Origin of the sequence: Pseudarthrobacter niigatensis (genome assembly GCF_030812615.1) — a bacterium.
GTDB lineage: Bacteria > Actinomycetota > Actinomycetes > Actinomycetales > Micrococcaceae > Arthrobacter > Arthrobacter niigatensis.
Map to the genome: position 1 here is coordinate 192391 of NZ_JAUSTB010000004.1, position 12867 is coordinate 205257.

The following is a 12867-nucleotide window of genomic DNA, read 5'->3' on the forward strand; positions in this document are numbered from 1 at the left end:
TTCCTTAATCCAGCAACGAATCGAAGGGCCGTCGAATGACCGCCACCTCCCTGACCAGTACCCAGGGCGCCGGGCGCGCCGGGGACAAAGTCTTCTCCGGTGCCACGCTCGCCGCCGGGTGCCTGATCCTCGCCGTCCTCTTCGGCGTCGCACTCTTCCTGGTAGTCCAGGCAATCCCCGCGCTGACCGCGCCCGCAGACAAGATCCAGGGCGGGCAGGGTTTCTTCGCCTACATCTGGCCCATTGTGATCGGCACCCTGATCGCCGCAGCCATCGCGCTGGTGATCGCCACCCCCATCGCCATCGGCGTGGCGCTGTTCATCTCCCACTTCGCACCCCGCCGCCTCGCCTCCGGACTCGGCTACGTGGTGGACCTGCTCGCCGCCATCCCCTCCGTGGTCTACGGCGCCTGGGGCGCTGCCTTCCTTGCCAAGGAGATCTCCCCGGCGTACGGCTGGCTCGCGGCAAACATGGGCTGGCTCCCCATCTTCCAAGGCCCTGCGTCCAGCACCGGCAAGACCATCCTCACCGCGGGCATCGTCCTCGCCGTCATGGTCCTGCCCATCATCACCTCGCTGTCCCGCGAGATCTTCCTGCAGACCCCCAAGCTGCATGAGGAAGCTGCCCTCGCGCTCGGTGCAACCCGCTGGGAGATGATCAGGATGGCCGTGCTGCCCTTCGCCCGCCCGGGCATCATCAGCGCCATCATGCTGGGCCTGGGCCGCGCACTCGGCGAGACCATGGCCGTTGCCCTGGTGCTCTCCTCCGGTGCCCTGACCGCCAGCCTGATCCAGTCCGGAAACCAGACCATCGCCGCCGAGATCGCCCTGAACTTCCCCGAAGCCAGCGGCCTCAAGGTCAGCACCCTGATCGCCGCGGGCCTGGTGCTGTTCGTCATCACCCTTGGCGTGAACATGATCGCGCGCTGGGTCATCACCCGGCACAAAGAATTCTCGGGAGCCAACTAAATGACCTCCACGCTTACCCCGGTCCGCAGCAAGCGGTCTGCCCTCACCAAGGGCCAGCTGCCCAAGTATGCACCCTATGCAGTGCTCGTCGGAGCCCTGATCGTCGGGGCCGCCATCCTCGCCCTGATCGGCTTCAACCCGTTCGGCTGGGGCCTGGTTTCGGCGATTTTGTTCGCCGTTGGCCTGGTTTCCTGGAGCGCCGCCGTGGAAGGCTCCCGCAAGGCCAAGGACAAGCTGGCCACCTGCCTGGTGGTCGGCTCGTTCCTGGTGGCATTGCTGCCCCTCGTCTCGGTGATCTGGACCGTACTGGTCAACGGCATCCCCGGACTTATCGACCCCGGATTCCTCACCACCTCCATGAACGGGGTCACCGGCGCCTTCGACAACAAGGCCGTCGAAAGCGGCGCCCCGGTGATGGGCGGCATCTACCACGCCCTCCTGGGCACGGTGCAGATCACGCTGCTGGCCACCGTCATCTCCGTTCCCGTGGGCCTGCTCACGGCCATCTACCTGGTGGAGTACGGCCACGACGGCCGCCTGGCCAAGGCCATCACGTTCTTCGTGGACGTCATGACCGGCATCCCGTCCATCGTGGCCGGCCTGTTCGCAGCCGCGTTCTTCTTCGCAGTGGTGGGCCCGGGCACCAAAACTGGTGCGGTCGCCGCCGTCGCCCTTTCCGTCCTGATGATCCCCGTGGTGGTCCGCTCCAGCGAGGAAATGCTCAAGATCGTCCCCAACGAGCTCCGCGAAGCCGCCTATGCCCTGGGCGTCCGCAAGTGGCGGACCATCCTCAAGGTGGTTATCCCGACGGCGATCTCGGGCATCGCGTCCGGCGTCACCCTGGCGATCGCCCGGGTTATCGGTGAGACGGCGCCCATCCTGGTCACCGCAGGCTTTGCCACCAGCATCAACTCCAACGTGTTCGGCGGCTGGATGGCCTCGCTTCCCACGTTCATCTACACCCAGATCCTCAACCCCACCTCGCCCTCCAACCCGGACCCGTCCTCACAGCGGGCCTGGGGTGCGGCTCTGGTGCTGATCATCCTGGTGATGGTCCTGAACCTGGTGGCGCGCCTGATCGCCCGGATCTTCGCCCCCAAAACGGGCCGGTAGCCAGACCAGCCGCATCTTCCGCCCCACCCGTGGCGGATCCTAGACTTCAATCCATACCCAGTAAGTGAAGGAACACCATGTCTAAGCGCATCGACGTCAAGGACCTGAACGTGTACTACGGCGATTTCCTCGCCGTTGAGGACGTCAGCATCAACATCGAGGCCAAGTCCGTCACCGCGTTCATCGGCCCCTCCGGCTGCGGAAAGTCCACCTTCCTCCGCACCCTGAACCGCATGCACGAGGTCATCCCCGGCGCCCGCGTCGAGGGCGAGGTCCTGCTGGACGGCGACAACCTCTACGGACCCGGCGTGGACCCTGTCACCGTGCGCTCGCAGATCGGCATGGTCTTCCAGCGGCCCAACCCGTTCCCCACCATGTCCATCCGGGACAACGTGCTGGCAGGCGTGAAGCTGAACAACAAGAAGATCTCCAAGGGTGAGGCCGACGTCCTGGTGGAACGCTCGCTCAAGGGCGCCAACCTGTGGAACGAGGTCAAGGACCGGCTGGAGAAGCCCGGCTCCGGCCTCTCCGGCGGCCAGCAGCAGCGCCTCTGCATTGCCCGTGCCATTGCCGTGGAGCCGCAGGTGATCCTCATGGATGAGCCCTGCTCCGCCCTGGACCCGATCTCCACCCTGGCCATCGAGGACCTCATCAACGAGCTCAAGGACCAGTACACCGTGGTGATCGTGACCCACAACATGCAGCAGGCCGCGCGTGTGTCCGACAAGACGGCGTTCTTCAACATCGCGGGCACCGGCAAGCCGGGCAAGCTGATCGAGTACGGCGATACCCACACCATCTTCAGCAACCCCGTGCAGAAGGCCACCGAGGACTACGTTTCCGGCCGCTTCGGGTGAGCCATTGGCGCCGCTGGCGATCTACTGACGGGTTTAGTACGCTTATCTAGATACTTTCGGAACTAGTAGTAAGCCCGCTAAAGGAGTTTTGCCATGACGCAGACGGCCAGTGACCCCATGGGCCCCCAACTTACTGTTTCCGTACCTGAGAGGGACGCCGTGCAGGATGCCGTGGAACCGGCCCAGGCGTTTGCCGCCGCGGCGGGGCTGGCGGGGCCCCTTGCGGCCGGGCCGCTGGCGCCCGAGCTTGAACCGCATCTCTCGCTGGCTGTGGCCCCCGCTGAGGAAGAGGACGTGCTGGCCGAGGTGTGGCGCACCAGCTCCCGCCTCGAAAGCATGCAGTGGGAGCTGGATACCGCCCAGGAGTCCCTGCGGCAGGCAGTCCGCAAAGCCTCGGCAGCCGGAGTCGCGGACCATGAACTGTGCGCGGCGGCCAACCTCACGCAGGACGAACTCACCACCGTGCTGGTGGCCGCGGCGCCCGTAACCCTGGAGCTCTAGCAAACCCTGTGGCTGGCCGTCCCCATTGGGGGCTGGGCTCGCTGTGCAGGGGCTGCCCCTGCACGCTAAGCCGGCCCGTCACTGCGCCGCGCGGTACGTACAGCGCGGTACAGGGGCGCCCTGCGGAGTGGCTATTCGGGAACCTCCAGCTGGAACCCGCAGTGGCAGCGCAGGACCCGGGTGGGGAGGGCCACGGCGCTGAGCGTGCTGCCCGACCTGCCGCTGCGGTAGCAGAGCCGCTCAACCTCGAACTCCGCCTCTTCCATGGGGAAGCCGCAGTGGATGTAGTCGTCCCCGAAGAGGATGACGTCGGTCTTCCAGTGCACCTGGTTCAGCGCGGCCGCAACGTCCGTGGCGTAGGCGGTGTGTTCCTGGAACAGGTCGCAGTCGTTGCAGGTGTAAGAGACCGTGACCAGGTCACCGCCTGCCGCGCCGATGGCCGTGATCGCGTGGATGGTGAGCTGGTGCTCGGTTCCGCAGGCCTCGCACCGGGGCTGCCGGGGCTGTGGAAGGGGGCGCCGGGAATACGAGGGAGACATGACGCCTGCTCTTTTCCGCGTTGTGCATCCGAACCGCCGGTTGGCTGCAGCGGCGCGTCGTCCGCAGCCCTGCACACGGCGTGGACGCCGGTCCCCGGCACCGTTGACCCGGGGGCGCACTTTGAATGTACGTCACACCGGATTCCCTGTATAGGGGGAGCTGCCCGCCTACGTGGAGATGGGGGAGAGTGCCAGCGCAAGCACGAAGCCGAGGACGCAGGTAGCCAGCGGGGTCAGCCCCCAGAGCCACAGGATCCGGATGACCAGCTTCCGGTTGGTGACCGAAAAATGCTGGTTCTCCCCTGCACCCAGGGCGCCGGCTGTGACGGTGTGGGTGGTGGAGAGGGGCCAGTGCAGCCCGATCGCGCCCACAAAGAGCATCACCGCGCTGAATGTCTGTGCCACGGAGCCACGCAGGGGATCGATCCGGGTGATCTTGTAGCCGATGGTGTGCGAGATCCGCCACCCTCCGAAAAGGGTCCCGGCGGTCATCATCACCGCGCAAAGCCCCGCCACCCAGGTGGGGATCCCGCCGTCGGCATAGCCGGCCGCCAGCAGTGCCAGCAGCAGGACGGCGCTGACGCGCTGTCCGTCCTGCAGGCCGTGGCCGAACGCCACCGCCCCCGCCGCTACGGCCTGCCCCCGGCGGAACCGCTGGTTCACCACGTTGGCCTGGGTGTAGCGGGCCACCCATGTGGCCGGGTACACCAGGAGGAAGGAGCCGCTGTAGGCCACCAGCGGGGAGAGGACCAGCGGCAGGACCACCTGGAACAGCAGCGACTGGTCCACGCCGGCAACGCCCGGTCCCCCGATGGCCAGGCTCGCAAGCCCTGCACCGGCAAGGCCGCCCACCAGGGCGTGGGTGGAGGACGCGGGAATGCCGCGCCACCACATCAGGATGCCCCATGCGCACGCGCTGGCCAGGCCGGCCACCAGGATGGACAGTCCGTCGGTGCCGGCGGGGAGGCTGATCCAGGTCCGGCTGACGGCGACGGCGAGCAGGGCGCTGAGGAGGGCGCCGACAAAGTTGAAGAACGCGGCCAGGAGGATGCCCACGCTGGGGGTGAGGGCCCGGTTCCGCACCGCCAGGGCCACCGAGGTGGATGCGTCGCGGAAGCCGTTCAGGAAGGCAAACGCCGCGGCCAGCAGGACCACCGCGCCGAAGATGACTGCCGCCACGTCAGGATTCCTTGACGATGATGCTGCCTACCTGGGTGGCCACCCGCCGCATGTCCTTGGTGACCTCCACCAGCTGGTTGGCGATGTCGCGGTTGCGGGAATACTGCGCCCACTTCATGTCCGCGATCATGTCCGCCACCCACACGCGGTGTGTGCGCTCCGCCCGTTTGGCGAGGCGCAGGATCTCGATCCAGTAGTCCTCGAGGTCGTCCAGGTCATTGAGCCTGCGCATGGCGTCAACGGTCAGTTCGGCCTGCCGGCTGATGATCTCCAACTGGTCGGCGGCGCGTTTGGGGAGACGGTCAAGCCGGTACAGGGCCACCAGTTCCGCTGCCGCGTCCATCTTTTCCATGGCCTCGTTGAGGTACCGGGACAGGGCGTACATGTCCTCGCGGGGGAGGGGGTTTACGAAGCTGGTGCGCATGTGGGTCAGCAGCGCGAAATGCAGTTCGGCGGACTTGGCCTCGATGTTGTGCATGTCCTCGACGAGCTTGGCGTGCTCGTCCGCGGGTACGCCAAGGATCTCGGCCAGGGTGGCGGTGGCCAGCACGATCTGTTGTGCCATCTGTGAGAGCAGGTTCAGCCCTGCGGGCTCCTGTGGAAAAAGGCGCAGCTTCACGTGTTTACCGGTCTCCAGGGACTTATCAAGGCGGGGGTTGCTGCCGTGTGACTTGACGGCGGCGGGCAACTGGGGATTACTCTACCGGCCCGTAACTGCACCCCGGAATCGGCCATCTGGAAGAGGGCAGAAAAATGGTGCCGAACCGGATACGCCTCTCGGCGGTAGGCCGCTCTAGGCGGCTAATTGTTGAAGCCCGGGGGTTTCGCGGCTCGGCACCGGTTTCAGTCTTCTACTTCACCCGGCCCAAGTCAATCTTGACAGCGGGGGCTTGGTTCGTCCCGGAAATCCGGTCCGGCGGCTCCAGCCGGGGCTCAGTCCAGTTCGCCCAGGCGCCACGCGTTGGCGGCATGTTCCAGGTCCTCGGCGGTCTTCACCAGCTGGTGGGAGTTGCGGGTCAGCTTGCTGGCATGGGCCTCGTTGGCGTGTTCGGCACCGTCGGCGAGGGTGGCCTGCCCGAGCGCCACGACGCGGCAGAACGCGGCGGAGCGTTCCAGCGCGACGTCGAAGTCGCCGTCGAATGCGCCGGAAAGGATGGCATCCGCCATGGTGCGCATTTCGTCGGCGCCCGGCGGCTCAGCCGCGCCGGCCACCACGTTGGATACCTGGGCGGTGTCCCGTCCCGCCCGGAAATAGACGCTGATGCGCTCAGGGTCCTGGACGGTGGCGGCGCGCAGCGCGTAAAGCCGCCACAGTGCGCCGGGAAGTGAGCGGGCGGGGCTCTCCGCCCACATCTCGGCGATCGCATCCAGCCCCTGTTCGTCCGCGAGCTTGACCAGCCGTTCGGTGATCACGGGATCGTCGCTGTCGCGGCCATGGCGGACCAGTGCCTGCGCGGCAAGGTGGGCGGCCTCCGACACGCGGGCGGGATCGGCCCCGCCTGCGAAGGGCTCGAAGTCCAGCGGCGCGAAGGGCTTGGGCTTATGGTGCCGGTTGCTGCCGCCGTACGGAGTGTGTCCTGCTTGCTCGCTCATGCCCCCACGCTACTCCTGTGCCGCCGCGGAAATCGAGCGTCTTCAGGGCTTGTCCGCGGGCGGCGGGAAGGCCTGGAACCGTGGGGTGGAAAGGTTCGACGGCGGCGCCCGCGGGGTGTGCGAAGTGGCTGGAACCATGGGTTAGAGTATTAACGTCCAGAAATGGATTGGGCCGTACGGGCAGGCACAGCGTGTTTGACCGGCCGGCAGGGGCCTTTAGCTCAGTTGGTAGAGCATCGGACTTTTAATCCGTGGGTCGTGGGTTCGAGCCCCACAGGGCCCACCCATCAGGACTACGAAGGTCCGCCGCTAGCGCAGGCGGACCTTTCCTTTTAACCTCCTCCGGACCCCAGCTCGCGAAAATCGCCAGGGCCTGCCGCTGCGCACAGGAGGTGCGGGCTTTCCAGTACGACCCCGCCAGCTGACCCATGCACCCGCCGGAACACATCAGGGGGTTCGGGCGGGCTGCCGCCGGGATGGGCCCACCGGGCAGCTGCGGCGCAAGGATCCATCCGGAATCGCCAGCCCATTTGCGCACGCGGGGCACCGGGGTCACAGGCACAATAGGCTCATGGCAAATACCAGCAAGGGCCGGATGCCGCGCCTGGAAGACGTGGCCAAGGTGGCCGGCGTCTCCCACCAGACCGTCTCCCGCGTGGTGAACCACCACCCCAATGTCAGCAAGGCAACCCGGGAAAAGGTGGAGGCAGCCATCGCGGAACTGGGATACCGGCGCAACACCGCAGCCCGGAGCCTGGTTACGCGGCGCTCGCAGACCATCGGCGTGCTGGCCAGTGAGCTTTCCCAGTACGGTCCGGCCAACACCCTGCTGGGCGTTGAGCATGCCGCCCGCAACGCCGGCTACTTTGTCAGCATCGCTGCACTGCGCGAGGTCAGCCGGGAAGCCATTTCCGACGCCGTAGGCCACTTTATGGACCAGGCCGTGGACGGGATCGCGGTGCTGGTGCCGCACGCGGACACCCTCGCCGTGCTGGAGCAGATGAACCTTCCGGTGCCCGTGGTGGCCGTGGGCTCTGCGGGCAGCGCGAAGGTGAGCGGGGCCATGGTGGACCAGCGTGCTGGTGCAAGGCTCGCCGTCGAGCATCTCGTCGGGGAAGGCCACCGGCAGATCGGACACATCGCCGGGCCGCCCGACTGGACGGACGGGGCAGAACGGGCGGAGGGGTGGCGGGCCGTCCTCCGGGAGGCAGGCCTGGATGAATCCCTCCTGGTGGAGGGGGACTGGAGCGCGGGGAGCGGCTACGCGATCGGCCGCCGGCTTGCGTCCGGACTCACGGCGACAGCCATCTTCGTGGGAAACGACCAGATGGCGCTGGGCCTCCTGCGTGCGTTCACGGAGGCAGGCGTCAAGGTGCCCGACGACGTCTCCGTGGTGGGTTTCGACGACCAGCCGGAAGCCGGGTACTTCACGCCGCCGCTGACCACCGTCCGCCAGGACTTCGAGGAACTGGGACGCCGCTGCATGGACATCATGCTGGAGGAGATCGAGTCCGGGGCTGCGGTGAGCTCCACTGTAGTGCCGCCGCAACTGGTCCTCCGCGCCAGCACCGCTTCCCCGGCGTCGCCCTAGCGGCGACGGAAGCCAGGGGGCCAAAAGCCAGGGGCGCCGCAAGCCCGTGGGCGGGACGCAACAACTGCGGCAGGAAAAATCCAAAAAAATCTCCATGAATCTGCATCCAAATCCGTGCCCGCGGCGGTAGTAGGGGTGTCAGAACAAAACGCCCGGCAGCCGGGCCTTTCAAGGAGATGGACATGCGCAAAACGATCTTCACCGCAGGTGCCGGTGCGGCAGCCATTGCAGCCGCAATCGCCCTGGCCGGTCCCGCAAATGCAGCAGAGGGAGACGCCCAGCTCTCGGTGCTGCACGGGGTCCCCGGACTGACCGTGGATGTATGGGTCAACGGCGACCGCACGCTTGATGATTTCGCCCCGGGAACCCTTGCCGGGCCGCTTGCCCTCCCGGCCGGCACCTACGAAATTGCCATCACGGCAGCCGACGCCGCGGACGCCTCCGCCCCGGCGATCGGTCCCGTCAGCGTCAACCTGGCCGCCAATGGAAACTACACTGCCGCGGCCCACCTGGGCGCGGACGGCAAGCCCACGGCGAGCCTGTTCACCAATGACGTCTCCCAAATCCCGGCGGGCAAGGGCAAACTGACGGTCCGGCATGCCGCGGCGGCACCCGCCGTCGACGTCCTGGCAGGAGGTACCGCCGTGGTCACCAACCTGGCCAACCCGAACGAACAGACCCTTACCCTTGATCCGGGAACAGTTCCTGCCGCGGTCGCCGCCGCCGGCACCACCACCCCGGTGATCGGCCCGGCGGACGTCACCATGGCCGAAGGGACGCACACCATCGTCTACGCCTGGGGCAGCCTGGCGGACCAGAACCTGAAGCTCGCCGTGCAGACCATCGAAGGCCTGCACACGGCTCCGGCATCCGTGCCAGGTGCCCTTGGCGGCTCACCTGACCCCGGCAGGGCAGGCTCCGCAGTTGCCACTGCCGGGTTCAGCCTTGCAGCCCTGGCGTTGCTGGCCGGCGCTGTGGGCGTAAGCCGCGCAGTCCGTACCCGGCGTGCGGAGCTGTAAGCGGCGCCGCTGATTGACCGTCAGGCGCAGGGGCCCGGCCGCTCACCCGCGGACGGGCCTTTGCGCCGGGCCGTTTCCTGTCCAGTGACATGTTCCCGGGAAGGGCGGAAGCAATGAACGCACGTACGACGCCGGCGGGTGGGAACCGCCGTCGGCATTCCATCAGGAGCGTGGCAGCGGCGGTGGCAGTCGGGGTGCTGGCTCTTTCCGGCTGCGGTTCCCCTGGGCCGGACGGTTCCCCGCAGGTGTCGCCTCCAGCGGCTGCCCCCAGCCCGGCGGCTCCGTCGGCCTCCGCCCTGCCGCAGGCCCCCACGGCCGGAAGCGGCCCTGCGGTTGCGCCGCCAGGTGCCATTCAGGTCAGGCCGGCCACCCTGCCGGCCAGTGCCGCCGTGCCGGCGCCCACCACACTTAGTGTGGCGGGCACCGCCATCGACATGCCGGTGGTGCCCGGGGGAGTATCCGCCGGGGGAGCGATGGAGATTCCGGACGTGTTCGACCGCGCCGCGTGGTACAAGTTCGGCCCGGCGCCCGGGGCAGCCGAAGGCGCTGCCGTTATCGCCGGCCACATCGACACAAGATCGGACCGCGCGCCGTTCTCCGCGCTGAAGTCGGTCCCGGCCGGAACCATCATCCGGGTGGGAAGGGAAGGCGCTCCCGCTGTCACCTACCGGGTGGTTGGCGTGGAACTGATGGCGAAGGACAGGTTCGACGGCGGGTCCCTTTTCAGGCGGACGGGTCCACACGAACTCAAGTTGGTTACCTGCGGCGGCACATGGCTGGACGAGCGGATGGACTACAGCGACAATGTGATTGTTACCGCAGTCCCTGCCTGAGCCGGCTCCGCCATGAACCGGTTCGTGCCCGGCCAGTGGACCGCAATGTATCTCGTCGCCGAAGCCGGGAGGGAGCCGCCCGTGACGCTCCCCGGCCGTGACTCCCCTGGATGGGATGACGGGCTGACCGCATCCTTCCTGTCCGGCGATGAGCAGGCGCTGGCGGCGGCCTACCGCGAGTTCGCGCCACTGGTGCACACGCTGGCCCTTCGGTCCCTGGCGGACCGGGCGGCCGCAGACGACGTCACCCAGGAGGTCTTCATCCGGGTATGGCGCTCGCGGAGCACCTTCAATCCGCAGGTGGCCCGGCTCCCGGCCTGGATCGTTGGAATCACCCGCAATGCCATCACGGACGCCCAGCAGTCGTCCGCCCGCGAAGCTAGCAAGGCCTATGCCGCTGCGGGCGCCGGGATGGCAACGGAGGCGGGGGCGGGGATGGAAGCGGCGGAAACGCTCGCCGACCGGCTGCACCTGGACGGCGAACTGGAGCGGCTGGGTGAGCCCCAGGGCTCCATCATGAAGCTTGCCTTCTACGAGGACCTGACGCACGAACAGATCTCGCGGAAACTGGACCTGCCGCTTGGTACCGTCAAGAGCCACATCCGCCGCAGCCTGACGCACCTAAGAAGCAGATTGGAGGTAGACCATGCCGCATCTTGATCCGGAACAGTTGAGCCTCCTGGCGCTGTACGACGACTGGGATGACCCGGATGGCCGGCAGCACCTTCTGGTCTGCTCCCGGTGCGCCGCCGATTACGCCGCCCTGCGCCGCACCGTGGAAGCGGTAAAGACAACGCCTGACACCAGCCGGCTGTCCGTTCCCGGGCCCCAGGTCTGGGCCGGAATCCACCGCGAACTGGGCCTCGGGGAGCCCGTCCGGGAGGACCCGCTCGCGGCTGCGGCTCCCCAGGAGGCAGGCGCCGGCACGGATGGTGCGGCAACTCCCGCTGCCACGCCGGCACCCGCGGCTGGGCCGTCGTCGAACGATGTCCGGCTGGGTGCCGGAACGAAGGGCGCGCCCACCAGGGGTGCCCGCGGCGGGACGGCATGGTGGCAGCATCCAGGCACCTGGCTGGCCACGGCGGCAGCTGCTGTCCTGGTGGTTTTCGGCGCCGTCTGGGCCTTCGACCGGCCACCCCAGCCGCAGGAGCTGGCCGCAGCCCGGCTGAGCCCCCTCGCGCAGCACTCGGCGGCGGGGTCGGCCAAGGTGGTGGCGGCCGCAGACGGTTCGCGCAGCCTGTATGTGAGCCTGGACAAGGATGAGGCCAAGGGCTACCAGGAGGTTTGGCTCATTGCGCCGGACCTCTCCAAGCTGGTGAGCCTGGGCGTCATGAACACCACATCGGGAACGTTCCAGGTGCCGGCAGGCCTTGACCTCTCCCAGTACCCGGTGGTGGACGTGTCCGACGAACCCATGGACGGCAATCCGGCCCACTCCAGCGTCAGCATCGCCAGGGGCACCCTCACATCCTGAGCTGCGCCGGGGCGCCCCGGGAGTGCCCCGTCGCAGTGCGTTTGCGGGTCAGCGGCCGAAGTGCGGGTGCGGCGCACCTTCGGGCAGGCGCTCAAGGATGTCTTCGGCCACCTTGCGGACCTTGATGTTCCGGTGGCTCGAAGCCTTGGCAAGGATGGAGAAGGCCTCCTGGTAGGAGCACCTGTTCTGGGCCATGATCACTCCGCACGCCACGTTGATGGAGGTGCGGCTGTCCAGTGCCGAGCGGAGGTCGCTGGCCAGCGAGCGTGCAGTGTGCAGGTTGATGGCCATCTGGAGGCTTCTCGTGGCCAGCTGCGCGAAGCTTCGTGCTTCGGCAATGGCCTGGAGTGGGAAGGCTTTTGCGTCCTGGGCGAAGAAGGCGAGGGCAGCGCTCGACTGGCCGAGGTTGCTGGTGCCGGGGACCCCGTCGTCGGAGGGAAGATCAGCGTCCAGGCGAAGCCTGACGGCAAGGGTGCTGCCGAAGCCGGCCGCCTGCAGTTGGCTTGAGTACTGCCGCCACCGGAAATCGCCGTTGCGTTGGAGGACCGCCACGGGGTGGCCGCCGGACATCACATCGGTCACCGGCCCCTCGGCCCTTTCCCGCTCCCAGTCGAGCAACCGGACTACCTCGTCGGTGGTGCCGGTGATTACAGCCCCGCGCTTGGGCTGCAGCAGCACCAGTCCGCAGCCCACATCGATTCCGGCGGTCCGGACCACGTGGACAGCCGATGCTGCCACCAGCAGGTCCAGGGAATCTGCCAGGGTCTGGGCGCCGTTCACCAGGTCAAGAAGAAGGGCGTTGTTCCGTGGAGCCGCCCGTACTTGGCTGGCAGCGGAGGGCAGGGGGGAATGCCCGCCGCGGCGGGCCAGACGGGCCGGAGGGCCGGCGACGGCTGGGGGAGAGCCCTTGGTCTCGAAGGACTCCTCGTCGCCGGCCCCGCCTATTACCCGGGTCCGGTGGACCGGGAAGCTTGGGCCTATATGTTGTGAGTGATGCATACCAGTCTCGAACCCCCCTAGTGAGACAAGTACCGAGAGCCTGGAGGCCTTGTCTCTGTGAAAAACCTAATTGCCCTCCTGCCTCCGGTGAATGCGTAGCTGGTACCTGTTTTTCCGATTAGGTAGTACTTGGAGACTGGCTGTTCGCCGCCGACCTGGACGTTGCCGCAGGTGAGGTGCTCCTTGGCCCGCTCCTGACGC

Annotated in this window: 14 protein-coding genes and 1 tRNA gene; 10 read left to right on the forward strand and 5 right to left on the reverse strand. The window is 67.5% G+C overall.

All coding sequences use genetic code 11. From position 1 onward, the window contains the following. The first annotated feature begins 35 nt into the window (after positions 1-35). From pstC to J2T23_RS08060, 4 genes are all read left to right on the forward strand, one after another. Entirely contained in the window at positions 36-968 is a 933-nt protein-coding gene (gene pstC / locus J2T23_RS08045) for a phosphate ABC transporter permease subunit PstC (protein ID WP_141158547.1), read from the forward strand. Beyond that, positions 969-2081 (forward strand): phosphate ABC transporter permease PstA, encoded by a 1113-nt coding sequence (gene pstA / locus J2T23_RS08050; RefSeq protein ID WP_141158546.1) that lies wholly within the window; start codon positions 969-971, stop codon positions 2079-2081. Between the two features lie 77 nt (positions 2082-2158). Further along, positions 2159-2938, forward strand: coding sequence for a phosphate ABC transporter ATP-binding protein PstB (gene pstB, locus J2T23_RS08055; RefSeq protein WP_018763202.1), 780 nt, complete (start codon positions 2159-2161; stop codon positions 2936-2938). A gap of 93 nt (positions 2939-3031) precedes the next feature. Further along, entirely contained in the window at positions 3032-3439 is a 408-nt protein-coding gene (locus tag J2T23_RS08060; RefSeq protein WP_141183026.1) for a hypothetical protein, read from the forward strand. A 131-nt stretch (positions 3440-3570) separates the two neighbouring features. Here the strand turns inward: J2T23_RS08060 and J2T23_RS08065 are convergent, their stop codons facing one another. The 4 genes from J2T23_RS08065 to J2T23_RS08080 all read right to left on the reverse strand — a co-directional run bounded on the left by J2T23_RS08065 (position 3571) and on the right by J2T23_RS08080 (position 6750). Then, entirely contained in the window at positions 3571-3978 is a 408-nt protein-coding gene (locus J2T23_RS08065) for a hypothetical protein (RefSeq protein WP_141158544.1), read from the reverse strand. A 168-nt stretch (positions 3979-4146) separates the two neighbouring features. Beyond that, positions 4147-5157, reverse strand: coding sequence for an inorganic phosphate transporter (locus tag J2T23_RS08070; RefSeq protein ID WP_141158543.1), 1011 nt, complete (start codon positions 5155-5157; stop codon positions 4147-4149). 1 nt (position 5158) lies between these two features. Further along, entirely contained in the window at positions 5159-5776 is a 618-nt protein-coding gene (locus J2T23_RS08075) for a DUF47 domain-containing protein (RefSeq protein ID WP_141161397.1), read from the reverse strand. 314 nt (positions 5777-6090) lie between these two features. Next, positions 6091-6750 (reverse strand): hypothetical protein, encoded by a 660-nt coding sequence (locus J2T23_RS08080; RefSeq protein ID WP_141158542.1) that lies wholly within the window; start codon positions 6748-6750, stop codon positions 6091-6093. 210 nt (positions 6751-6960) lie between these two features. On the opposite strand from J2T23_RS08080, the gene J2T23_RS08085 reads away from it, so the two are divergent. From J2T23_RS08085 to J2T23_RS08110, 6 genes are all read left to right on the forward strand, one after another. Then, positions 6961-7033 (forward strand) — tRNA-Lys (locus J2T23_RS08085). 288 nt (positions 7034-7321) lie between these two features. Continuing rightward, entirely contained in the window at positions 7322-8341 is a 1020-nt protein-coding gene (locus tag J2T23_RS08090) for a LacI family DNA-binding transcriptional regulator (RefSeq protein ID WP_307358774.1), read from the forward strand. 182 nt (positions 8342-8523) lie between these two features. Then, positions 8524-9360, forward strand: a complete 837-nt coding sequence (locus J2T23_RS08095) for a DUF4397 domain-containing protein (RefSeq protein ID WP_307358777.1) — start codon at positions 8524-8526, stop codon at positions 9358-9360. A gap of 113 nt (positions 9361-9473) precedes the next feature. After that, on the forward strand, positions 9474-10193 hold the full coding sequence (locus J2T23_RS08100) for a class F sortase (protein WP_307358780.1): 720 nt from the start codon (positions 9474-9476) through the stop codon (positions 10191-10193). Positions 10194-10238: 45 nt separating this feature from the next. After that, positions 10239-10853, forward strand: a complete 615-nt coding sequence (locus J2T23_RS08105) for an RNA polymerase sigma factor (RefSeq protein ID WP_370871428.1) — start codon at positions 10239-10241, stop codon at positions 10851-10853. Further along, positions 10840-11667 (forward strand): anti-sigma factor, encoded by an 828-nt coding sequence (locus J2T23_RS08110; RefSeq protein ID WP_307358785.1) that lies wholly within the window; start codon positions 10840-10842, stop codon positions 11665-11667. The genes J2T23_RS08105 and J2T23_RS08110 overlap by 14 nt, the downstream gene beginning before the upstream one ends. 48 nt (positions 11668-11715) lie before the next feature. Here J2T23_RS08110 and J2T23_RS08115 read toward each other — a convergent pair whose 3' ends face one another. Further along, positions 11716-12666 carry an ANTAR domain-containing response regulator gene (locus tag J2T23_RS08115; RefSeq protein WP_307358787.1) on the reverse strand — a complete coding sequence of 317 codons (951 nt, stop codon included), beginning with the start codon at positions 12664-12666 and terminating at the stop codon, positions 11716-11718. Positions 12667-12867 lie beyond the last annotated feature (201 nt).

Excerpts from the sequence above, each read along its gene's own strand:
- J2T23_RS08090 (WP_307358774.1), top strand. The coding sequence starts at position 7,322 with ATGGCAAATACCAGCAAGGGCCGGATGCCGCGCCTGGAAGACGTGGCC.
- J2T23_RS08095 (WP_307358777.1), top strand. The coding sequence starts at position 8,524 with ATGCGCAAAACGATCTTCACCGCAGGTGCCGGTGCGGCAGCCATTGCA.
- J2T23_RS08105 (WP_370871428.1), top strand. The coding sequence starts at position 10,239 with ATGTATCTCGTCGCCGAAGCCGGGAGGGAGCCGCCCGTGACGCTCCCC.
- J2T23_RS08115 (WP_307358787.1), bottom strand. The coding sequence starts at position 12,666 with ATGCATCACTCACAACATATAGGCCCAAGCTTCCCGGTCCACCGGACC.
- pstC (WP_141158547.1), top strand. The coding sequence starts at position 36 with ATGACCGCCACCTCCCTGACCAGTACCCAGGGCGCCGGGCGCGCCGGG.
- J2T23_RS08110 (WP_307358785.1), top strand. The coding sequence starts at position 10,840 with ATGCCGCATCTTGATCCGGAACAGTTGAGCCTCCTGGCGCTGTACGAC.
- J2T23_RS08080 (WP_141158542.1), bottom strand. The coding sequence starts at position 6,750 with ATGAGCGAGCAAGCAGGACACACTCCGTACGGCGGCAGCAACCGGCAC.
- J2T23_RS08065 (WP_141158544.1), bottom strand. The coding sequence starts at position 3,978 with ATGTCTCCCTCGTATTCCCGGCGCCCCCTTCCACAGCCCCGGCAGCCC.
- J2T23_RS08060 (WP_141183026.1), top strand. The coding sequence starts at position 3,032 with ATGACGCAGACGGCCAGTGACCCCATGGGCCCCCAACTTACTGTTTCC.
- pstB (WP_018763202.1), top strand. The coding sequence starts at position 2,159 with ATGTCTAAGCGCATCGACGTCAAGGACCTGAACGTGTACTACGGCGAT.
- pstA (WP_141158546.1), top strand. The coding sequence starts at position 969 with ATGACCTCCACGCTTACCCCGGTCCGCAGCAAGCGGTCTGCCCTCACC.
- J2T23_RS08100 (WP_307358780.1), top strand. The coding sequence starts at position 9,474 with ATGAACGCACGTACGACGCCGGCGGGTGGGAACCGCCGTCGGCATTCC.